At 33.2% G+C, this 22293-nt stretch carries 23 protein-coding genes; 15 read left to right on the top strand and 8 right to left on the bottom strand.

From position 1 onward, the window contains the following. Positions 1–240: 240 nt before the first annotated feature. The 5 genes from BUE22_RS08400 to sufD all read left to right on the top strand — a co-directional run bounded on the left by BUE22_RS08400 (position 241) and on the right by sufD (position 4725). A complete protein-coding gene (locus BUE22_RS08400) occupies positions 241–570 on the top strand; it encodes a HesB/IscA family protein (RefSeq protein WP_035686721.1) in 330 nt (109 codons plus the stop codon). 69 nt (positions 571–639) lie between these two features. Continuing rightward, positions 640–2088: a Fe-S cluster assembly protein SufB gene (sufB, locus tag BUE22_RS08395; RefSeq protein ID WP_042564754.1), complete on the top strand. Its 1449-nt coding sequence runs from the start codon at positions 640–642 to the stop codon at positions 2086–2088. Between the two features lie 7 nt (positions 2089–2095). After that, on the top strand, positions 2096–2584 hold the full coding sequence (locus tag BUE22_RS08390) for a flavodoxin family protein (RefSeq protein ID WP_042564755.1): 489 nt from the start codon (positions 2096–2098) through the stop codon (positions 2582–2584). 12 nt (positions 2585–2596) lie between these two features. After that, positions 2597–3343: a Fe-S cluster assembly ATPase SufC gene (gene sufC / locus BUE22_RS08385; protein WP_042564756.1), complete on the top strand. Its 747-nt coding sequence runs from the start codon at positions 2597–2599 to the stop codon at positions 3341–3343. A gap of 65 nt (positions 3344–3408) precedes the next feature. Then, a complete protein-coding gene (sufD, locus tag BUE22_RS08380; RefSeq protein WP_042564757.1) occupies positions 3409–4725 on the top strand; it encodes a Fe-S cluster assembly protein SufD in 1317 nt (438 codons plus the stop codon). A 112-nt stretch (positions 4726–4837) separates the two neighbouring features. On the opposite strand, the gene BUE22_RS23840 is transcribed toward sufD, so the two are convergent. Both BUE22_RS23840 and BUE22_RS08370 read right to left on the bottom strand, forming a co-directional pair. Then, positions 4838–5209 carry a hypothetical protein gene (locus BUE22_RS23840; protein ID WP_073394559.1) on the bottom strand — a complete coding sequence of 124 codons (372 nt, stop codon included), beginning with the start codon at positions 5207–5209 and terminating at the stop codon, positions 4838–4840. A gap of 2 nt (positions 5210–5211) precedes the next feature. Next, positions 5212–6561, bottom strand: coding sequence for a serine hydrolase domain-containing protein (locus BUE22_RS08370; protein ID WP_073394558.1), 1350 nt, complete (start codon positions 6559–6561; stop codon positions 5212–5214). A gap of 220 nt (positions 6562–6781) precedes the next feature. On the opposite strand from BUE22_RS08370, the gene BUE22_RS08365 reads away from it, so the two are divergent. From BUE22_RS08365 to BUE22_RS08340, 6 genes are all read left to right on the top strand, one after another. Continuing rightward, positions 6782–7996 carry an aminotransferase class V-fold PLP-dependent enzyme gene (locus tag BUE22_RS08365; protein ID WP_073394557.1) on the top strand — a complete coding sequence of 405 codons (1215 nt, stop codon included), beginning with the start codon at positions 6782–6784 and terminating at the stop codon, positions 7994–7996. Positions 7997–8008: 12 nt separating this feature from the next. Further along, positions 8009–8434 (top strand): hypothetical protein, encoded by a 426-nt coding sequence (locus BUE22_RS08360; protein ID WP_042564761.1) that lies wholly within the window; start codon positions 8009–8011, stop codon positions 8432–8434. A 2-nt stretch (positions 8435–8436) separates the two neighbouring features. Continuing rightward, positions 8437–8859: a SufE family protein gene (locus BUE22_RS08355; protein WP_042564762.1), complete on the top strand. Its 423-nt coding sequence runs from the start codon at positions 8437–8439 to the stop codon at positions 8857–8859. A gap of 106 nt (positions 8860–8965) precedes the next feature. Next, positions 8966–9289 carry an SUF system Fe-S cluster assembly protein gene (locus tag BUE22_RS08350; protein ID WP_053472865.1) on the top strand — a complete coding sequence of 108 codons (324 nt, stop codon included), beginning with the start codon at positions 8966–8968 and terminating at the stop codon, positions 9287–9289. A gap of 75 nt (positions 9290–9364) precedes the next feature. After that, positions 9365–9874 (top strand): DUF2480 family protein, encoded by a 510-nt coding sequence (locus BUE22_RS08345; protein WP_042564764.1) that lies wholly within the window; start codon positions 9365–9367, stop codon positions 9872–9874. 79 nt (positions 9875–9953) lie between these two features. Further along, positions 9954–10904: a DUF3078 domain-containing protein gene (locus tag BUE22_RS08340; protein WP_073394556.1), complete on the top strand. Its 951-nt coding sequence runs from the start codon at positions 9954–9956 to the stop codon at positions 10902–10904. A 165-nt stretch (positions 10905–11069) separates the two neighbouring features. Here the strand turns inward: BUE22_RS08340 and hflX are convergent, their stop codons facing one another. The 4 genes from hflX to BUE22_RS08320 form a co-directional block, all read right to left on the bottom strand. Continuing rightward, positions 11070–12314, bottom strand: a complete 1245-nt coding sequence (hflX, locus tag BUE22_RS08335; protein WP_073394555.1) for a GTPase HflX — start codon at positions 12312–12314, stop codon at positions 11070–11072. A gap of 189 nt (positions 12315–12503) precedes the next feature. Continuing rightward, positions 12504–13370, bottom strand: a complete 867-nt coding sequence (locus BUE22_RS08330; protein WP_073394554.1) for a hypothetical protein — start codon at positions 13368–13370, stop codon at positions 12504–12506. 129 nt (positions 13371–13499) lie between these two features. Further along, positions 13500–14855: a DUF5689 domain-containing protein gene (locus BUE22_RS08325; RefSeq protein WP_073394553.1), complete on the bottom strand. Its 1356-nt coding sequence runs from the start codon at positions 14853–14855 to the stop codon at positions 13500–13502. Positions 14856–14876: 21 nt separating this feature from the next. After that, the gene (locus BUE22_RS08320; RefSeq protein WP_073394552.1) at positions 14877–17708 is read right to left on the bottom strand and encodes a peptidase associated domain and porin domain-containing protein; all 2832 of its coding nucleotides are present in this window, start codon (positions 17706–17708) and stop codon (positions 14877–14879) included. 367 nt (positions 17709–18075) lie between these two features. On the opposite strand from BUE22_RS08320, the gene BUE22_RS08315 reads away from it, so the two are divergent. Further along, complete coding sequence (locus BUE22_RS08315; RefSeq protein ID WP_042564770.1) at positions 18076–18426, top strand: DUF6249 domain-containing protein; 351 nt, start codon at positions 18076–18078, stop codon at positions 18424–18426. Between the two features lie 65 nt (positions 18427–18491). Here the strand turns inward: BUE22_RS08315 and rnhA are convergent, their stop codons facing one another. After that, the gene (gene rnhA / locus BUE22_RS08310) at positions 18492–18971 is read right to left on the bottom strand and encodes a ribonuclease HI (protein WP_073394551.1); all 480 of its coding nucleotides are present in this window, start codon (positions 18969–18971) and stop codon (positions 18492–18494) included. A 63-nt stretch (positions 18972–19034) separates the two neighbouring features. Next, positions 19035–19598, bottom strand: a complete 564-nt coding sequence (gene purN / locus BUE22_RS08305) for a phosphoribosylglycinamide formyltransferase (RefSeq protein WP_042564772.1) — start codon at positions 19596–19598, stop codon at positions 19035–19037. Between the two features lie 175 nt (positions 19599–19773). Between purN and BUE22_RS08300 the strand changes: the two genes are divergently transcribed. From BUE22_RS08300 to rnc, 3 genes are all read left to right on the top strand, one after another. Then, complete coding sequence (locus BUE22_RS08300) at positions 19774–20010, top strand: acyl carrier protein (protein WP_007137004.1); 237 nt, start codon at positions 19774–19776, stop codon at positions 20008–20010. Between the two features lie 237 nt (positions 20011–20247). After that, a complete protein-coding gene (gene fabF / locus BUE22_RS08295) occupies positions 20248–21501 on the top strand; it encodes a beta-ketoacyl-ACP synthase II (RefSeq protein WP_042564773.1) in 1254 nt (417 codons plus the stop codon). A gap of 8 nt (positions 21502–21509) precedes the next feature. After that, positions 21510–22250 (top strand): ribonuclease III, encoded by a 741-nt coding sequence (gene rnc / locus BUE22_RS08290; RefSeq protein ID WP_073394550.1) that lies wholly within the window; start codon positions 21510–21512, stop codon positions 22248–22250. Positions 22251–22293: the final 43 nt, after the last annotated feature.

The raw sequence follows: 22293 nt of genomic DNA, 5'->3' as shown, positions 1-22293 counted from the left end.
TTCACAATTTTTAAAAAACAAATGAAAATATACCTTGAGAACAAATTGATTTCACAAAATAACTATTATCTATTTTAACATTTGTTATAATAATGTGAAGCGTTATGGAAAAAGGTTTTTAAGTCGTATCTTTGCAGATAATTTAATTTCAACATTGAAATACAGCACTTTAAAATGTAATAAATTCATTACCATTTTTAAATGCAAATTAAAATGAAGGAAAAACAAATACCATAAACAATGATAAAAGTTTCTGATACAGCCAAAAAGAAAATCATCGACTTGATGAGTGATGATGGTTTTGATGCCGCTCACGATTACGTACGCGTAGGTGTGAAAAGCGGTGGATGCTCTGGTTTGTCATATGATTTAAAATTTGATAAAACGAAAGGCGACGACGATAAAATATTTGTAGACAACGACATAACAATTGCAGTTGAAAAAAAATCATTTCTATATTTAGCCGGAACAATTCTGGAATTTTCAGGAGGGTTAAACGGAAAAGGATTTGTATTTAATAACCCAAATGCAAGCAGAACTTGTGGTTGCGGTGAATCTTTTTCACTATAAATTAAAAGAATCTAAGCACAAATTTAAACGATTTGAATTTCTTTTTAAAGCGTTTTAAAAAACTAAAAAATGTCAAAATATACTGAAGACGATTTAAAAATCGAACTCGAAACCAAAGAATACGAATACGGATTTTATACCAATATTGAGTCTGAGACTTTTCCTATTGGTTTAAACGAAGATATCGTAAGAGCAATTTCTCTTAAAAAAGAAGAGCCACAATGGATGACCGACTGGCGCATCGAGGCTTTTCGTGCCTGGAAAGAAATGATCGAACCGGAATGGGCAAATGTTCATTATGAAAAACCTGACTTTCAGGCAATTTCATATTATTCTGCACCAAAACAAGTAGATCCTTCAAAAACATTAGATGATGTAGATCCTGAGCTTTTAGAAATGTACAAAAAGTTAGGTATCTCTGTCGATGAGCAAAAAATGATGAACAATGTCGCTATGGATATTGTTGTCGATTCTGTTTCTGTGGCAACTACTTTCAAGAAAACTTTGGGAGAAAAAGGAATTATTTTCTGTCCAATTTCTGAAGCAATAAAAGAACATCCGGAATTGGTTCGTAAATATTTAGGAACTGTTGTACCTCAAAAAGACAACTTCTACGCAGCATTAAACTCAGCAGTTTTCTCTGACGGAAGTTTCTGTTATATTCCAAAAGGCGTTCGTTGCCCAATGGAACTTTCAACGTATTTCAGAATTAATCAGGCAGGAACAGGACAATTCGAAAGAACTCTTGTAATCGCAGATGCGGGAAGTTACGTTTCTTACCTTGAAGGCTGTACTGCTCCAAGTCGTGACGAAAACCAATTGCACGCTGCTGTAGTTGAATTAATCGCTTTGGATGATGCAGAAATTAAATATTCTACAGTTCAAAACTGGTTCCCAGGAAACAAAGAAGGAAAAGGTGGTGTTTACAATTTCGTAACCAAAAGAGGTTTATGCGAAACAAACGCTAAAATTTCATGGACACAAGTAGAAACCGGTTCTGCTGTAACGTGGAAATATCCTTCTTGTGTATTAAAAGGAGACAATTCGGTAGGAGAATTTTATTCAATCGCCGTTACCAATAATTACCAACAAGCCGATACAGGAACTAAAATGATCCATTTAGGAAAAAACACTAAATCGACTATTATTTCTAAAGGTATTTCGGCTGGTAAATCACAAAACAGTTACCGTGGATTAGTGCAGATTAGCCCAAGAGCTGAGAATGCAAGAAACTTTTCGCAATGTGATTCTCTTTTAATGGGGAACAATTGTGGAGCCCATACTTTCCCTTATATCGAAAGTAAAAATCCATCGGCAAAAATAGAGCACGAAGCAACGACAAGTAAAATTGGAGAAGATCAGGTGTTTTACTGCAACCAAAGAGGTATCCCGACTGAAAAAGCGATTGCCTTAATTGTAAACGGTTTCAGTAAAGATGTATTGAACAAATTACCAATGGAATTTGCTGTTGAAGCTCAAAAATTATTAGAGATTTCTTTAGAAGGATCTGTTGGATAATTGCAAGATGGGAAATAAAACAGTCATCATTTTAGGTTCATCAAGAAAAAACGGAAATACAACAAAAATTGTAGACGAAATTTCTAAAGAACACGGAATAGAAGTAATTAATTTGAGTGATTTTAATATTTCCTATTACGATTACGAAAGCAAAAACAGAGAAGATGATTTTTTTCCTTTAATAAAAGGTATCATCGAAAATTATGACACTTTAATTTTTGCAACGCCAATATATTGGTATAATATGAGTGGAATTATGAAGGTTTTCTTTGATCGTTTTTCGGATTTAATTCGAATTGAAAAAGAAACCGGAAGAAAGCTTAGAGGAAAGAAAATTGGCGTGATCTCAAATTCTCACGACGATGAAATTGAGGAAAGTTTTTACATTCCGTTCAAAAAATCAGCTGATTATTTAGGCATGGAATATTTAGGACACGCGCATTTTAATGCTAATATCTTAAACCAAACAACAAAAATAGAATTGACATTTATATAAAATAAAAAAACAATGTTATCAATACAAAACCTTCACGCCTCAATTGGTGATAAAGAAATCCTAAAAGGAATTAATATAGAAGTTAAAGCTGGCGAGGTACACGCCATCATGGGACCAAACGGTTCTGGAAAAAGTACACTTTCGGCTGTAATTGCCGGAAACGAAAACTACGAAGTTACAGACGGACAAGTTTTCCTTGACGGAGAAGATCTTGCTGATCTTGCTCCAGAAGAAAGAGCACACAAAGGAGTTTTCCTTTCGTTTCAATATCCTGTAGAAATTCCTGGAGTTAGCGTTACAAACTTCATGAAAACTGCAATCAACGAAACTCGTAAAGCAAACGGCCAGGAAGAAATGCCAGCTAACGAAATGCTTAAAGTAATTCGTGAGAAATCTGAATTATTAGAAATCGATCGTAAATTTTTGTCTCGTTCATTAAACGAAGGTTTTTCAGGAGGAGAGAAAAAAAGAAACGAGATTTTTCAAATGGCAATGTTAGAACCAAAATTAGCTATCCTTGACGAAACCGATTCTGGTCTTGATATCGATGCTTTAAGAATTGTGGCTAACGGAGTTAACAAATTGAAAAGCGAGAAAAACGCAATTATAGTTATCACACACTACCAACGTTTGTTAGATTATATCGTTCCGGATTTCGTTCACGTTCTTTACAACGGAAGAATCGTAAAATCAGGAGGAAAAGAATTGGCTTACGAACTGGAAGAAAAAGGATACGACTGGATTAAAGCAGAAAACTAGTTTACAGTTACAGTTTACAGTTTACAAAACTCATAACTTATAACTCATAACTCATAACTACAGAAATGGATTTAAAAGAAAAATTAGTATCGTCTTTTATGGCTTTTGAAGAGCGTGTCGATGTACATTCAGATTTGCATGACATACGCACAAATGCCTTAAAAAACTTCGAAAATAAAGGTTTCCCAACCAAAAAAGAAGAAGCTTGGAAATATACATCGCTAAACGCCATTTTAAAAAATGACTTTACGGTTTTTCCTAAGCAGGAAAATGCAATTGAATTTAATCAGGTAAAAAAATACTTTTTACACGAAATCGACACTTATAAATTAGTGTTTATCGATGGTGTTTTCAGTTCGCATTTGTCTTCTACAACACATGACGGAATCGATGTTTGTTTGATGTCATCGGCATTGACCAAACCAAAATATAAAATGGTTATTGATACGTACTTCAACCAAATTGCAAGCAAAGATGACAGCTTGACTTCGTTAAATACTGCTTTTGCATCTGAAGGAGCTTTTATCAATATTCCGCAAAAGAAAGTAGCTGATAAACCAATTGAGATCATGTATTTCTCAACAGGAAATGAAGCTGCGTTAATGGTTCAGCCAAGAAATTTGGTTATTGTGGGTGAAAATTCACATGTTCAAATTATAGAGCGTCATCAGAGTTTAAACGAAAATCCAGTTTTAACCAATTCGGTTACAGAGATTTTTGCTCAAAAACGCGCGATTGTTGACTATTACAAAATTCAAAACGATAATAGCGAAGCTAATTTAGTTGACAACACTTATGTTTCTCAACAACAAGAAAGTCACGCTTATGTACATACTTTTTCATTTGGAGGAAATCTTACGCGTAACAACTTAAATTTTTATCATTTTGGTGAAAGATTGACAAGTACGCTTAACGGAATTTCTATCTTAAATGACAAACAGCACGTTGATCATTATACTTTGGTAAACCACGCAACGCCAAATTGCGAAAGTTTTCAGGATTATAAAGGAATATTTTCTGATCGTTCAACAGGAGTTTTCAACGGAAAAGTTTTGGTAGAAAAAGAAGCTCAAAAAACAAATGCTTTCCAAAAAAGCAATAACATTTTATTGAGTGACAAAGCAACTATCAATGCAAAACCACAATTGGAAATTTTTGCTGATGACGTAAAATGTTCTCATGGTTGTACTGTTGGACAATTAGATGAAACTGCAATGTTCTACATGCAATCTCGTGGTATTCCTAAAAAAGAAGCAAAAGCTTTATTGATGTACGCATTCTCAAATGCCGTTATCGAAAGCATTAAAATACCGGAATTAAAACAAAGAATTACTAAAATCATTGCCATGAAATTGGGTGTGAATTTAGGATTTGATTTGTAAAAGATTTTACCGCAATCCCGATAGCTATCGGGAGCAAAGAATTACGCAAAGTTCGCAAAGGTTTATTACAAAACTTTGCGAACTTTGCGCTTTTTACTTAGTCTCTTTGTGGTTAAATTTGTTTTTGATGAAAAGCTTTTAGTAAATTAAAATTATTACTAACAGGAGAATAAAAAAAATCAATTGGTTCTTCTTCAAAATTCGTTTTGAATATAATTTTTCCCATATTAATCTTGTCTATATCTTTTAAATCTATTTTTATCTCATCAAAATAAATGCTTTTTTCATCAAACTCTATCAATTTAAACTTCTTGAATCTTTGCATTAAAAAGAACATAAACAAAGAGAATATCATACAGAAAAGAAAAGCAGAAGTTTCAGTAATACATATACTATAGATCAAAAATGCTAATGAACCTATAAAAATTATTTTAGAGGCTAAACAATATAAAAAAGTAATTTCGTGATTTAACTTATATTTCATAATTATTTCTTCACACTCTCAATAACCTCTTTCAAAAAACCATTAAAATCAAAACTCTTATCACCTTCTCTAACTCCCATTCTCACAATTACCATATCTAAAGACGGAATAATCGCCACCATTTGTCCTTGGTAACCACTGCAATAAAACATATCACGCGGAACATCTGGAAATTTACCCCCAGCGTTTAGCCAGAACTGCGCTCCATATTTTCCTTCAGAAGTATTTGTTGGTGTTGCTGTGTATTTTACCCAACTTTCGTCAAGAATTTGTTCCCCGTTCCAATTTCCTTTTCTTAGATATAACAATCCAAATTTTGACCAGTCACGTGGCGTTGCCCATCCGTAAGATGAACCTACAAAAGTTCCGCTCATATCTTGTTCAACTATCATCGAATTCATTCCGATTTTGTCGATTACGGCGCTGTACCAAAAATCAAGGTATTCTTGTTGTGTTTTAAACTGGTTTCTTAAAATTCGGGATAATAAATTAGTAGTTCCAGATGAGTAATTCCAATGTGTATTTGGCTTAAACTGAGCTGGTTTGTCCATTTGTACTTTTCCCATATCTTCAGCCTGAAAAAGCATTTTTGTGGCGTCGCAAATCGTGCTGTAATTTTCTTCCCATTCTAAACCGGAATTCATGTGAAGCAAATCATTTATCGTGATAATTTTGCGATCGTCATTTTGCCATTCTGTAATTGGTGCCGATTTATAAATGTCTATTTTCCCTTGTTTTTGAAGCACTCCAAAAGCTGAACTCGTAATGCTTTTTGTCATCGACCAGCCTAAAATTTTACTGTCTTTATTAAAACCGGTATCGTATTTTTCGGCAATCAATTTATCTTTATATAAAACTACAACCGCTCGTGTACGTTTTGATTTCCCTCCTATTTTGTCGAATGCATTTTCTACAGCGCTCTTTAATTTCGAATAATCTACATTTGAAAACGTAGTGTCTTTTGGCTCATTATTCCCGTAAGGAAAAGGAAGATTATTAACTAATTTTGTGCGTTTTGGTAATAAATAAGGTTTTGAAACATCGTAATCATCATTAATCAAAGTCGCCCCCAGACCTTCTCTGTAAATTGCCTTTCTTTCTTTTAAACCATAAACATTAGAAATCGCAAACTTTCCGGCATCGTTAATTGAATTTGTCGCCAAATCAATCATGTCAATATCATTGTCGGTTTTTTCGATTAATTCTTTCGAACGATTATCAATAAAATGCCCCGAAGCAATACTTTTGGCTGAAAAGCCGGAAATTAAATCCAGTTTTGGATAAGTTGTAAATCCGAAATACAGAAATGCGAGAACTAAAACGAGAACGAGTAATTTTAGAAATTTTTTCATAAATGATGCAACTATTTTTAATGCAATATAATTAATTTATGGTCACGATTTTAGGAGTCAATTTTGAATTACATTTCATATAATTAAAAAATTAGAACTAAAATTACATAATTGCTATTTACTCCTGCAATCGATGGTACCATAAAAGGAAATTATAGTTTTAATGGAGAAACCAATTTAGTTTTAGTACTTTTGTAAATAGATTTTTTCTAAATAAGACATGCTAGATATTCAAAAAATAAGAGCTGATTTTCCAATTCTTACACAAAAAGTAAACGGAAAACCATTAGTATATTTCGACAACGGAGCAACTTCGCAAAAACCACAAATTGTGATTGATGCCGAAGTCAAATATTATCAGGAAATAAACGCCAACATTCATCGTGGCGTTCACACATTAAGTCAATTAGCTACTGACGCTTACGAGATTTCTCGTGGCAAAGTGAAAGACCATATAAATGCAAAATTTGCTCACGAAGTACTGTTTACTTCGGGAACAACATTCGGAATCAATTTAGTAGCCAACGGTTTTGCCTCTATTTTAAAACCGGGTGACGAAGTTATTGTTTCGTCTTTAGAACATCATAGTAATATTGTGCCATGGCAAATGTTATGCGAAAAAACAGGTGCCATTTTAAAAGTTATTCCGATCAATGAAAACGGAGAATTAATCATCGAAGCTTTTGATGCTTTACTTTCTGAAAAAACAAAAATTGTTACGGTAAATCATATTTCGAACGCATTAGGAATCATCAATCCTATCAAATATATTATTGATAAAGCACATGCAGTTGGCGCTGCAGTTTTAATTGATGGTGCACAGGCTGTTCCGCATTTAAAACCTGATGTTCAGGAATTAGATTGTGATTTTTATGCTTTTTCCGGACACAAAATGTGTGGCCCAACCGGAACCGGAATTTTATACGGAAAAGAAGAATGGTTAAATAAATTGCCTCCTTATCAGGGTGGCGGTGAAATGATTAAAGAAGTGACTTTCGAGAAAACAACTTACGCCGATCTTCCTCATAAATTTGAAGCCGGAACTCCAAATATTGCCGGAGGAATTGTTTTAGGAACTGCTGTAGATTATCTAAATAATATTGGTTTTGAAAATATCCAACATTACGAAAACGAACTTTTAGAGTACGCTACAAAACGTTTACTTGAAATTGAAGGTTTGAAAATCTACGGAACCGGAAAAAATAAAGCTTCGGTAGTTTCGTTTAATATTGATGGAATTCATCCATACGATATTGGTTCGATTATCGATAAATTAGGAATTGCCGTTAGAACCGGTCATCATTGTGCACAGCCTATTATGAACTTCTTCTGTATTCCGGGAACCATTCGTGCTTCATTTTCATTTTACAACACAAAGGAAGAAATTGACCAAATGGTAGAAGCCGTTAAGAAAGCACAAACCATGTTAAGCTAAAAAAACATTTTTATGAAAATAATATCTTTATTGCTCTTAGTTATTTGTATTGGAACTGGTTGTTCAAGCCAAAAAAAAGCAGATATGACATCAACCGAAATAGAATATTCAGCTGTTTCTCGAGGGTTATACAAAACAGTAGTAGTTAAAAATCAAACCGTTTCAATCACAAACACCAGAGGTGGAGAAGCTGTAGAAAGCAAAATAGATACTGCAAAGTGGAACAAAATTGTTTCCGAATTTGAAAAAATAAATTTAGATAGCATTCCAAATTTAAAAGCACCAACTGAAAAACGTTTTTACGACGGTGCTGCAATTGGAAATTTAAAAATAACCCAGAATCAGAAAACATACGAAACTAAAGGTTTTGACAATGGTTTTCCTCCAAAGGAAATTGAGAAACTGGTTAATTTGCTGACTGATTTTACGAAAGAATAATTATGACAATAAAAGAAATACAAAACGAAATAATAGATGAATTTTCGATGTTTGATGATTGGGTACAGCGTTATGAGTACATCATCGAATTAGGAAAAAGTCTTCCGTTAATCGAAGAAAAATATAAAACCGACGAGAATTTAATCAAAGGCTGTCAATCAAAAGTTTGGTTACACGGCGAAGAAAACAGTGATAAAATTGTTTTTACTGCTGATAGTGATGCCATTTTAACAAAGGGAATTATCGCAATTTTGATTCGCACTTTCTCTAATCAAAAAGCTGCTGATATAATCAATGCAGATACTGATTTTATTGATGAAATTGGTTTAAAAGAACATCTATCGGCAACTCGCGCAAATGGTTTGGTATCGATGATTAAAAACATCAAAATGTACGCTCTGGCGTTTAATGCAAAAAATAACTAAATTTCTTTTGCCACGAATTTCACGAATTAGCGCGAATTTTTAATTTGACAACAATGCTTAATTCGAGAAATTAGTGGAATTCGTGGCGAAAAATACAAACAAAATTATGGAACAAGAAATAGACACAAACGAATTAGGAGAATCAATTGTAAAAGTTTTAAAAGGCATTTATGATCCTGAGATTCCTGTTGATATTTACGAATTAGGATTAATTTACGATGTAATGGTGAATACAGATTATGAAGTAAAAATCTTAATGACGTTAACATCTCCAAACTGCCCGGTTGCCGAAAGTTTACCGAGAGAAGTGGAAGAAAAGGTAAAAACAATAGAACATATTAAAGATGTTGATGTTGAAATTACTTTTGATCCGCCTTGGAGTAAAGATTTAATGAGCGAAGAAGCAAAATTAGAATTAGGAATGCTTTAAAAAATGTTCCAAGTTTCAAGTTTCAGGGTTCACATTACGGAACCTGAAACTTGAAACCTGAAACTAACTTTTAATATGGAAGAAATTATCAATAAAGTCGCTAATAGCGCTTTGGAAGTTTTTGATCTTGAGGATTATTATCCAAAAGGACATCGTGTGCAAATCGATATTTCACAATGGCTTTTAGAAGGTTTTTTATTGAAAGAAAAAGACTTTAGAGAGCATTTAAAAAATCATGATTGGTCGCAATATCAGGATCAATACGTTGCTGTTCATTGCAGTACAGATGCTATTATTCCAGCTTGGGCTTTAATTTTAGTGGCAGTACAATTGGCTCCTTATGCCAAAAAAGTAGTTAACGGAACTATCGAAGATCTTGACGGAAGTTTATACGAAGAAATTTTACCTACAATAGATTATTCGGCATACAAAAACAAACCCGTAATTGTAAAAGGCTGTTCCAGAAAACCTGTTCCTATGCGTGCTTATATTTTGGCGACTACATATTTGCAGCCATTTGCCAGAAGTATTATGTACGGAGAAGCATGTTCTGCGGTACCTTTATACAAAGAATCTAAGAAATAACTTTCTTTTCCGCTTAATAAATCCTTAACTTTTCTACGGTTTTTAGTATATTTGTTAATATACACTTAAACTAGATACGATGAGAAAGATAACGTTATTAGCCTTCATTTTATTAAACTTTACTTTTGCTCAGGCCCAAAATACTGAAAAGGAATTAATTCAAAATACCGAAAAAGCAGTAAAAAAAATAAATGATACTATTGAAGGCGAAGGCTGGAAAACCAAAGGAACTGTATCGCTTTTATTAAATCAATCAAGTTTCAATAACTGGATAGCCGGAGGAGAAGACAGCTTCTCAGGGACGCTTGGAATCAACTACGATTTCAACTACAAAAAAGATGATTTAACCTGGGACAACAAAATTTTAGCTTCATATGGACTTCTGCAAACCAGAAATGCTGATTTCGAAAAAAAAACAGATGACCGCTTAGAAATAAATTCAATTGTTGGTAAAAAAGCCTTTGGTCAATGGTATTATTCTTATTTTCTGAATTTTAGAACGCAATTTACCACAGGATATATTTATGGTCAGGATGAAAATGGTAAAGAAATAAGAACCGAAAGCACCAAATTTATGTCTCCTGGTTATCTTACAACAGGTCCCGGTATTTACTGGACAAAAGATGCTAACTTAAAAATAAATTTTGCCCCGTTAACATCAAAATTAACCTTTGTAGACGGTGCTTACACATCCGGAATTGATCAGAAAACTGGTTTACCCTATGTAGACGGAGATTATTTTGGAGTTGATGCCAATAAAACTATGCGTTACGAATTAGGTTTCTATTCTTCCCTTTATTATAAATTGGCTATAATGACCAACGTAACTGCCGAAAACACTTTAAACTTATATTCAAATTATCTTGAAGATCCACAAAATGTAGATATTGATTACTCATTAAATATTGTCATGAAAGTAAATAAATATTTATCGGCTAATTTATCATTCCAGGCCATTTATGATGATAATGCTTTTCAGGGTTTTCAAACCAGAGAAGTATTTGGTTTAGGAATTAATTTCGGATTTTAATTTATTTGAAATTTACCGCAAAGATCGCAAAGGTTATTTTTGTTAAGACACTTTTGTTTTATAAAAAAGTTCGCAAAGCTATATGTTGATTTAGCTTTGCGAACTTTATGTTTTATGAGATCTTTAATATAAAATCTTTGCGTTCTTTGCAATAAAAAATTTTATTTATTCTTCATCTTGTTCTTGTTCTTCTTTTTCGATTGCATCTTTATAATCCGGATACAAGAACTTATTATAAGGGAATCTCGTAATATGAATCTGGCGAACAGCTTCATAAACACGTTCTCTAAATTCCTCAAAATTCTCTTTATTGGTAGCCGAAATAAACAAGGCATTATCTTCACCTAAACGATGCATCCATGTTGCTTTCCATTCGTCGAGCGTGTAATGTCTTGGGGTTTTCTCCGTCATTAAATCATCCTCATCAATGGTCAAATGTTTGTAAGCATCAATTTTATTAAAAACCATAATAACAGGTTTTTCATGAGCTTTAATATCCTGCAAAGTCTGGTTTACAGATTCGATATGATCCTCAAAATCGGGATGTGAAATATCTACAATGTGCAACAACAAATCGGCTTCGCGAACCTCATCAAGTGTACTTTTAAAAGAATCAACCAATTGCGTTGGTAATTTTCTAATAAATCCAACCGTATCTGACAATAAGAATGGTAAGTTTTTAATCACCACTTTTCGAACTGTTGTATCAAGAGTTGCAAATAATTTATTCTCAACAAACACATCGCTTTTACCAATCGCATTCATCAAAGTCGATTTCCCAACATTGGTATAACCAACCAGGGCCACACGCACCATCGCACCGCGATTACTACGCTGAACCCCCATTTGTTTATCGATTGTTTTGATTTTTTCCTTTAACAACGAAATCCTGTCACGTACAATACGTCTATCCGTTTCAATCTCAGTTTCACCGGGACCACGCATACCAATACCTCCTTTTTGACGCTCAAGGTGTGTCCATAAACCGGAAAGTCTTGGTAATAAATAGATACATTGCGCCAACTCTACCTGTGTTCTTGCATAAGAGCTTTCGGCTCTTTGTGCAAAAATATCCAGGATCAAATTGGTTCTGTCTAATATTTTACAATCAATAATTTTGGAAATATTCTTTTGTTGAGATGGCGATAATTCATCATCAAAAATTAGAGTCGATATGTCGTTTTCTTTTACAAAAAGATTGATTTCTTCAATTTTACCCGTACCCATAAAAGTCTTAGGATTCGGACGTTCCATTTTTTGCGAAAAACGTTTAATAACTTCACCACCAGCGGTAAATGTCAAAAACTCTAATTCGTCAAGATATTCGTTTAGTTTTTCTTCACTTTGATTTTGAGTAACAATACCTACAATGGCTGTTCTTTCAAAATTTATAACTTCTTTTTCTAACATAGCTTTGAATAAGGTGCAAATTTAATGATTTGTAAGCTACTAACGCTTATAGAATTCTGTTTTTAAGTTCTATTTAAGAATTTGACTTTTTATAAAAAATAAAACCATTTAGAAATTAAGATTCATAAAGAGTTTATTCTAAATGAAACTTAACTTTTAAATGGTTAAAAGTCTATTTTAAAAGTCTGTTTATTCGTAAATAAAAGTCTTTTCTGTCTTTACAATTCCGTTCTCTTCAAGTTGAGAACAAGAGATTGGAAAATTTAATTTATTGTATTTATATTTTTTGCTTACACCAACCAAAACTGTCGATGAAGGACTAAAATTTGTCTCATTATTGTATGAAATTGATTCAAAAGCAAATTCTTCTTCGTGATAAGAAATCATTGGAACAATTACTTTGTAATTATCACCAAATAAATTCTGAACGATTAAGCCATCTACAGATTTTTTGTCATCAAAAGTAAAGGTTTTAGATATTTTATCTCCAACCAAACCTCTGTGTCTTACAACATTATCATTGGTGTAAGCATACTCGATTTTACCAATAATTGCTTTATTTCTATCACGGGAAGTACGTCTTACAATAATTCCGTTTTCAACAATATATTCAATGTCTTCAAGAATATTCTGGTGATTGGTACTTTTTTTAGTGATTACTTTTATTCTTGCTCCTTCATAAGTAAAAGTTACAGTCTTTGTAATATAATCACTGCCTTCCTGATATTTTTTTACAAATTTTGTAATGTTGTTATCAGCATTATAGGTGTAATTTACAACTTCTTTCCAATCGCTTCCTACTTTGTCTTTTACTGTCATATCCAACAATCCTTTTGGGTTATAAAAGAAATGCTGCACAACATCTGAAGTAGTAATTGTTTGAATTTTACCATCTTTAAACACGACTGTTTTGTTTACAATTTCACCGTCTTTAAAGTTTTGGTAATTTGTTTTTACAATGTTAATCTGTTTTAATTGAACAGGTTTGTCCTGATCCTGACTTTGCACTAAGCATGGAAAAACCATCATTATGATGGCAATAAAATAGGTTTTCATAGTATTTGTATCAATTTGGGATGACCAAAATACAAAATTCTATCAAATTTTAACAGTTTGTAGTTTAAAAACTATACTTTTTTACCAAATCAACTAGAAATCAGTCAATTAATTTCACTATTAAAAAACTTATTCTTCCTTTTCTCCAAAAATCTTAACATCATCCACCATAAAAGCACCATTAAGCGTTTTGTCTTTACCAGAACCAATGTATTTAAAAGCAATATTAATATTACCCGAATAAGCAGATAAATCAATTCCTCCTGAGCTCATAAATTCACGAGCCGGCGATGACAACGAAGGAAATCTGGCTTCTAATTTTGTCCATTTTGCTTTGCTAATACTTGATCCGTCAAAATTGGCTGACACATAAACTTCTAAAGAGTTCAAAGGTGAATCTACTTTTAAATCATGTTGAGCACTTCTAAAAGATAAGACTGCATTTTTATAACCTTCCATATTAATTTTAGGAGAAACAAGCCATGCAATATTTTCTGCAGCAGTTGTACTCGTAGTATTAAACTCAGCATATCCGTTACCGGCATACAGCATACTTTTCCACAACTTTGATGCTTTTTCTACAATATTACTCCAACCAGCAAGAGCAAAATTGACATTGTTTTTTACCGTTTGAAAATCTTCTGAAAAGAACGGAACGCTTCTCTTTCCTGTCATTACAATATCAGTTGCGAATCTGGGCATTAACTGATAATCTGAACCAAATTTTGTCAATATACCACGAACTTTTCCACTTCCATCGGGCACAATATTACTGGCGAAATTGGCATAACTGCTAGTTCTAAAAATAAGCTGATTTCCTGTTTTATCACTTAAATTCCAGTTAGTAGCACCGCCTACATTATTCGATTCCTCAAAATAATGTCTGCCAATTGCGGCTTCTGCAAACTGAACATCTTTTAACTCTATTAATGTATTTAATCTGCTCTCATTTATTGCTTCTTCTATCGAAATTTGCTGTACTAACTGATCTTCTTCAATAACGTTACAGGAAGCATTCAGAACATTTTTATAATCATTTTGCGAAATTCTTCCAATCGTTGGGTCGCCTGCGTTACTTACATATAAACTTCCAATACGCAACGCACCATAATACGAATCTGTAAATTGATCTTTAAGTTTTATGTAAACTTTATTTCCGATGCGAAAATCTATGTAAGTGTTTGTTACATCAACGGGCGTACTAAATCCTGTTGCTGGTATTTTGTCTGTGGCTAATGTTTGAAAGGAAATTGTTTTAAAAAAATTCCCACCTTCATCACTTGATACAACGTAAGCCTCGATCACATCATCGTAACTATATACTTTAGGAGTTGATCCTGATATATTTTTAACCTTTTCAACTGTTTGATTTATTGTTATATCCGGCTGTGTGCAACCTAATTTAGGGATTTCTACCTCACTGCTACAAGAACAAAAAATGAGGAAAAATGATGCGAAAAATGAATTTAAAAATCTGTTTTTCATAAAGAATCTGTTTTTTAAGTTTTATAAATTGATGGCAAGATTGACAAAATATGTTCTTCCATATCCATAATAATATTTAGGCCCAAACGATGGTGTTCCGCTTGAAATATCCTGATTAAGAGCTCTGAAATTGGCATTTCGGGCTTGTTCAAAACCTCCTGTTTTATAAGTGCAATCAAGAACATTATTCACACTAATAAAAAGTCCGATATTTTTGCCATAAATACGCCAGGATTTACCTCCTGATATATTGAGTAATGAAATGGGGTCAAATTTTTCTTGTTTCAATAATTGTGATGCCCGCTCTTCTGTTGCTTCAGGAAAAACAAGTCCGCTTATTGAGTTTTTATAAAACCTGGCTGTTCTGGCAATTGGCGAAACATCAATATAGCTTTCTGTTAAATAGTTAATATTCGCTGCAAGCCACCAAAATTTAGGATCACGATATTCTAATCCTAATGAATAAGCTTGTTGAGGCATTCCGGATTGTTTATAATTTTTAAGATATGATTCTCCAAAATCAAAAGTTTGCCTGTCTCCTTTCGCTGCATCTGCATCATTTGTTATCGAAACATTCGGGTTACTTACATAAGTATAATTGCCGTAAGCTGCAGATAAAGTAGTTTTTAATGTTGATGAAATCTGATATTCAAAACTCAGTTCCAATCCAATGTTCTTCTTATCAAGCCTCGTCAATGTCTGACTCACAAAAGCATCTGTATTATTATAGCTTGCACCTCTGTCAAAAATCCCTTCGGCATAAAAAAAGGAAGTTTTCGCTGTGTTTTCTATTAAAGTATAATACGCTGTAATTCTTGTTTTAAGTTTAGGTGAGCGAAAAACATAATTCCCTTCAACACTACTTATGTTTTCATTTTCAATACCTGCAACAATTGAATTATTTAAACGAGAATTTGAGAATGTATTTCTAATCGAAGGGGCTCTTGTAAGATGCATTCCGTTAAAAAACAACCATTGTTTTCCCGAAATTTTATACGTTAATCCGCCTTTGAAACCAAAATTCTCAAAATTCACTTTTTCACTTTTCCCAAGAGAAGTAGTCGGATAAATTCCGTTTTGGTACAATCCTTCTCTTTGATAATCTGAAACAGAATAAGATTGTGCCAAATAGAAATCAATTTTTTTGTAGTTGAATTTAAACTGTGTAAAAGCTTCAATTGTTGTGGCTAGAAAATTATAATTATACCCATATGTATCACCTTCTTTTACCCGACGATTTGGATTCTGTAAATCTGATTGCGCTTCATTTCCAGTATAAAAAGCATCAATATCTTCAAAATATTGCCCTCCGAGTAAATCTAAAAGGTATTGAAATTGATGTGATTTTAAATTCCGAAATGTTATACCACCATCAAAAGCACTGTTTTCTGTAAGTTGAATATTCAGGTTTGTATTGGCTGCAAATGTTTTATCATCCGTTCGGTCTTCATATAAAACATAATGGCTTTGCCCAGATTCATAACCTGTAATTATTCCTTGGGAGTTTATTATTGATTTCTGATTTGCGCGATATAGTTCATCCCAATTAATTTGAGAATTCTGTAAAAATATAGTTTTGCTTTTTTCGGCATTTTCATAATCCGGAGTAAATTCTCCCGAAAACTCGCCATTATCTTTTGCGTAAAGTGAAGTATAATAACTAGGTAATTTTCTATAATAAACTGGATCAGGACTATTTGTATTTTGATAATCAATTGTACTGTTCCCTACTTTTCCAAACTGATACATTACGGCTGAGTTCAAATTTGCTTTTTCATTTATTTTATAATAATGATTAAGCATCAACAATGGTTCTTCGATCTTTTTAACTCTTGCATTGCGTTTTTCTCCATTCTGAAAACCCCAATACGAATTGTATTTTTCGTTTGTCAATTGTGTAACTTCATCAGTATTAGCTGAGTTTTTTCCGCGTGAGCCTGGTGTATAAAATCCGGTGAAGTTTAGGGAGTGTTTATTGTTTAACTTCTTTTCGACACTTATAAAAAACGATTCTGCATCAAAATTAGTTCCGTCAAAATAACCGTCATTACCAATACGTTTTCCTGCAGAAATAGCAAAAGCCCAACCATGAGAATTCATTCCCGAGGCATAAGTACCAATGGCTCGCCAATTATAACTTGTATTGCTTCCTGAAAACGAAAGTCGGCCACCTTTTCTGTATAATGAAGCCCTTGTCGAAATTTGCTGCGTTCCTAATATTCCGCCAAAAGTATAATCTGATGAAGCTGCTCCTATTGAGAATTCCTGATTTCGAAGTACATCGTTCAAACCTCCCCAATTGCTCCATTGTGGTCTGCCATCATATAATTTATTCATGGTCATTCCGTTAAGCATCATAGTTCCGTTTTCGCTATCGAGACCGCGAATCCTGAATCGGGCCTGACCCCAACTGAAAGCGGAAGCCTGCATAAAAGCATCTTTTGAAGATTGTAAAAGGCCTGAAGTCATTTCAGAAGAGCTATTATCATCAGATAAATCACTTTCTAATAAGGTGATTAATGTTCCCGGAATTTCATCAGAAAAACTTTCTTCCATTTGCAATGTTCCCAGATTAACAATTCCCAGATTTGAGCTAATTTTTAAAAGCAAATCTTTATAGCCCTGACTACGTAATAAAAGCAATTGCTGTCCTTGCAGTGCCACATGTAATTCGAATTTTCCGTTTGGTTTTGTAAGTTCTGTAATGGAAGAATTTTGAATGCTTACAACAACATTCGATAATGGATTTTGCGTTTTAGCATCAAGTACTAATCCGGAAATAACTGTTTCCTGTTGTGCAAAAACCAGACTGAAAGGCAATAAAATAAAAAAGATCAAGTACTTTTTCCTCATGAAAAACCAATTTATTTGAATAAATATTTTTTGAACGAAAATGAATTTGGTGAAAGTCCATTTTCAATTCTTCATTCAAAGAATAAAATTGATTTTTGGGATAGAGTCTGAAAATTCAAATGTAAAACAAAAAACAATAAATAAGTTATTTCTTGTTAATTATTTTTTAGTATAAATAAATTATACTTTCAAACTCGCAGTTGCAAGTTTTTTTAAGAACAATAAAATAAAACTGATTACCAGCCACTTTTGATCCCGAGGCTTCGTAATGGAATTTAAAAAATTGAATTTATTTAAAAAACTTGTAACCTTGATTTAAAAGCTGTCGTCATATGGAGTATCAATCAATTATAAAAACATAAAAATTATGGGACCACAAGTATTAATACCAGTTAGTCTTTTTGCGATGATCTTTGGGATTGTCTATCTTTTTTTCTCAACCAGAAACAGAGAGCGTATGGCGCTTATAGAAAAAGGCGTTGACGCCAGTATCTTTTTGAAGGGGGCAGGAAAAGGAGGCTCTGCCTGGAAAGTTTTTGTTGTGAATTTAGCTTTTTTATTAATAGGAAGCGGCGTTGGAATTTTCCTTGCCTTATTAATTACAACTTACACTTCATTAGATGATGATGCTGTTTATCCTTCAATCATTTTTATCATGGCCGGAGTTGGCTTATTGGGCGGATTTAAAACTGCCAAAGATTTAGATAAAGAACAATAAGATTTTTTTAAGTTAGTAGTTTGAATAACGTATCAGGAAGCAGTTTTCATGATACGTTATTTTTTTTAATCCATTTTTGAACCGATGTTTTCGTAATATTCGTCAACAGAAAGTTTAGGCTGCATTGATGCCATAACGGCCAATTGATCGCAGCGTTCGTTTTGAGGGTGATTGTTGTGACCCTTAATCCATTTAAAATCGACTTGATGTTTGCGGTACACAATTAAAAAGCGTTTCCATAAATCAGGGTTTTTTCGTCCGGAAAATTTCTTTTTCTCCCAGCCCAATACCCATTTTTTTAAAACAGAATCGACTACGTATTTAGAATCTGAAATAACCAAAACCTTCATATTTGGATTTTTCAATTTTTCTAAACCAACAATTACAGCCAAAAGCTCCATTCTGTTATTAGTGGTCAAACGAAAACCTTCGTAAAATTCTTTTTTATGTGGTGTTCCAACCAATTCCATCACAACGCCATAACCACCGTTTCCGGGATTTCCTTTTGCAGCGCCATCAGTATATATATGTACTTCGTGATCCATTTATTTAGATTGTAGATTTTTGAATTCAGATTTTAGATTTTTCAACTTATCCAAAACTGAAATTTATTTTTCCAATATAGTCTGAATAATCTCTGGAAAATACTTTTGTTCCAGTTCGTGAATCTTTTCAGCCACCGTTTCTGGTGTGTCATCTTCTGTTAGAACTACATTTTTCTGAAAAATAATGCCGCCTTCATCATAATTTTCATTTACATAATGAATAGAGATTCCGGTTTCTTTTTCCTTATTATTAATTATAGCTCTGTGTATGTGCATTCCATACATTCCCTTACCTCCATAATTAGGTAAAAGCGCCGGATGTATGTTTATAATTTTGTTTGGATATTGTTCAATTATGTTTTCGGGGAACTTGAGTAAAAAGCCAGCCAAAACTATCAGATCCGGATCGATTTTTTGTATTTTTTGTAGTACGTTTCGCTCCAAAAGTTCATTTTTTGAGAAGATTTCGACAGGAATTTGATGATTTTTTGCTCTTTCGATGACTTTTGCCGCAGCATTATTGGTAAATACAGAAACAACTTTTGCAATTTTAGTTTTTGAAAAATACTTTATAATATTTTCTGCATTAGTTCCTGATCCTGAGGCAAAAACAACAATTTTTTTCATAATATGATTTATTTTGAGAATACAAAAAACGGAATAAAAATCGAAAATAAATAGTATTAAAAGGGCTTTCTTGAAATTAATTTTATAAATTAGTATCACATTTATAAACTAAATAGTTGTTTTAAAATAAAGTTTTTTATTTTTGCCAACAAATTAAATTCTAAAATTAAAGATTATGTCAGACATTGCATCAAGAGTAAAAGCGATTATCGTAGACAAATTAGGTGTTGACGAAAACGAAGTTGTAACAGAAGCAAGCTTCACTAATGATTTAGGAGCTGACTCATTAGACACTGTTGAGCTTATTATGGAATTCGAAAAAGAATTTGATATTCAAATTCCAGACGATCAAGCAGAAAACATTGCTACTGTTGGTCAAGCTATTTCTTATATCGAGGAAGCTAAAAAATAATAATACTGCACCCGGTTTCTAAAAATACCAATTTTTGAAATTCCAAATTCCAATTGGAATTTGACTTTTGATTTTTGAAATTTCTAAGGATCGGGTGTTATTATTTTTTTAAAATTTAAATTTCGATTGATTTTCAATCAAAAAGATATATTTATATTGTAATTCCCATGGCTCTTAAGTAACAATACAATTAAGAAAGCGTGGGTTTTATTTGTTTAAAGTACAAAATACATATTTATGACGTTAAAGCGAGTTGTTGTAACAGGATTAGGTGCTCTTACTCCGATCGGGAATAATATCCAGGATTACTGGGAGGCACTTGTGAATGGAGTTAGCGGAGCCGCTCCTATCACGTATTATGATACAGAGAAGCATAAAACGAAATTTGCCTGCGAAGTAAAAAACTTCAACATTGAAGATTACATGGATCGCAAGGAATCTCGTAGATTAGATAAATTCGCTCAATATGCAGTTGCTGCAAGTGATGAAGCTATTAAAGATGCCGGACTTACTAATGATAATGTCGACAAAACAAGAGTTGGTGTTATCTGGGGAGCAGGAATTGGAGGTTTAGAAACTTTTCAGGAAGAAGTTATTTATTATGCTAAAGGAGACGGAACACCAAAATTCAATCCGTTTTTTATCCCTAAAATGATTGCCGATATTGCACCAGCACACATTTCGATGCGTAATGGTTATATGGGTCCAAATTATACTACTGTTTCTGCATGTGCATCTTCTGCAAATGCTTTAATTGATGCTTTCAACTACATTCGTTTAGGAATGTGTGATGTAATTGTATCTGGTGGTTCAGAAGCCGCTATTACTATTGCAGGTATGGGAGGTTTTAACTCTATGCATGCTTTATCAACAAGAAACGAAAGTCCGGAAACAGCTTCGAGACCTTTTGATGCAACCAGAGATGGTTTTGTGTTAGGAGAAGGGGCAGGAGCTTTGGTTCTTGAAGAATATGAACATGCTAAAGCCAGAGGCGCAAAAATTTATTGCGAAGTTGGCGGAGGCGGAATGTCATCTGATGCTTATCATTTAACAGCTCCACATCCGGAAGGAATTGGAGTTATTGCAGTAATGAAAAATACATTAAGAGATGCTGGAATGAATCCTGAAGATGTTGATCACATCAATACTCATGGAACTTCTACTCCATTAGGAGATGTTGCCGAATTAAAAGCAATCAGCGCTGTTTTTGGTGATCATGCAAAAAATATCAATATCAACTCGACAAAATCAATGACAGGACACTTACTTGGTGCTGCAGGAGCTATTGAAGCTATTGCTTCTATTTTAGCAATGCAACACAGCCTTGTTCCTCCAACGATTAACCATACCGTTGTTGATGAAAACATTGATCCTGCCTTAAACCTTACTCTTAACAAACCTCAAAAAAGAGAGGTAAATGTTGCGATGAGTAATACGTTTGGTTTTGGTGGACACAATGCTTGTGTATTGTTTAAAAAATTAGTTGACTAGTTTTGTCTATGAATATTATCAAAAAAATATTTTCAAAATCCCGTTCTCAAGAAGACGGGATTTTTTTTGACACTATTCAGAAAATACTTGGTTTTCAGCCTGTTTCCATAGATTTTTATAAGAAAGCATTTACGCATCGATCTTCAAACAAATTGGATGAGCAAGGAAATGCGATAAATTATGAAAGACTAGAATTTTTAGGTGATGCCATGTTAAGTGCCGTGATTGCTGCACATTTGTTTAACAAAGCACCAAATGGAGATGAGGGCTATTTAACCAAAATGCGTTCTAAAATTGTAAGTCGTGAGCATTTGAATGAATTAGGTAAAGACTTAAATCTGGTTAGGTTTGTAGAGAGCAAAGTACCAGTACAGCATTTTGGAGAAAATATTCATGGTAATATTTTTGAATCACTTGTTGGTGCTATCTACTTAGACCGCGGTTATGCGTTTTGCGAAAAGTTTATCCAAAAAAGAGTCATTACACCTTATGTTGACATCGCAAGACTTGAAGGAAAAGTAATTAGTTATAAAAGTTTGGTTATCGAATGGTGTCAGAAAGAAAAGAGAATCTTTCATTATGATATTTTTGAAGATAATGGTATAGACGGACAACGCTTATTTGGTGTAAAATTAAGTATAGACGATAAAGTAATTGCTAGAGCAAGAGCTACTTCAAAAAAGAAGGCTGAAGAAAAGGCATCGCAAAGAGCTTATTTTGCTTTTCAGGAAAAAATAGATAAGAAATAACCACAAAAATGCTTTAACTTTCTTAAAGCTATAACGTTTTCGT

This window comes from Flavobacterium pectinovorum (assembly GCF_900142715.1).
Lineage (GTDB): Bacteria > Bacteroidota > Bacteroidia > Flavobacteriales > Flavobacteriaceae > Flavobacterium > Flavobacterium pectinovorum.
The sequence above is the reverse complement of the archived record's forward strand: the minus strand, read 5'-3'. Positions and strand labels throughout refer to the sequence as shown.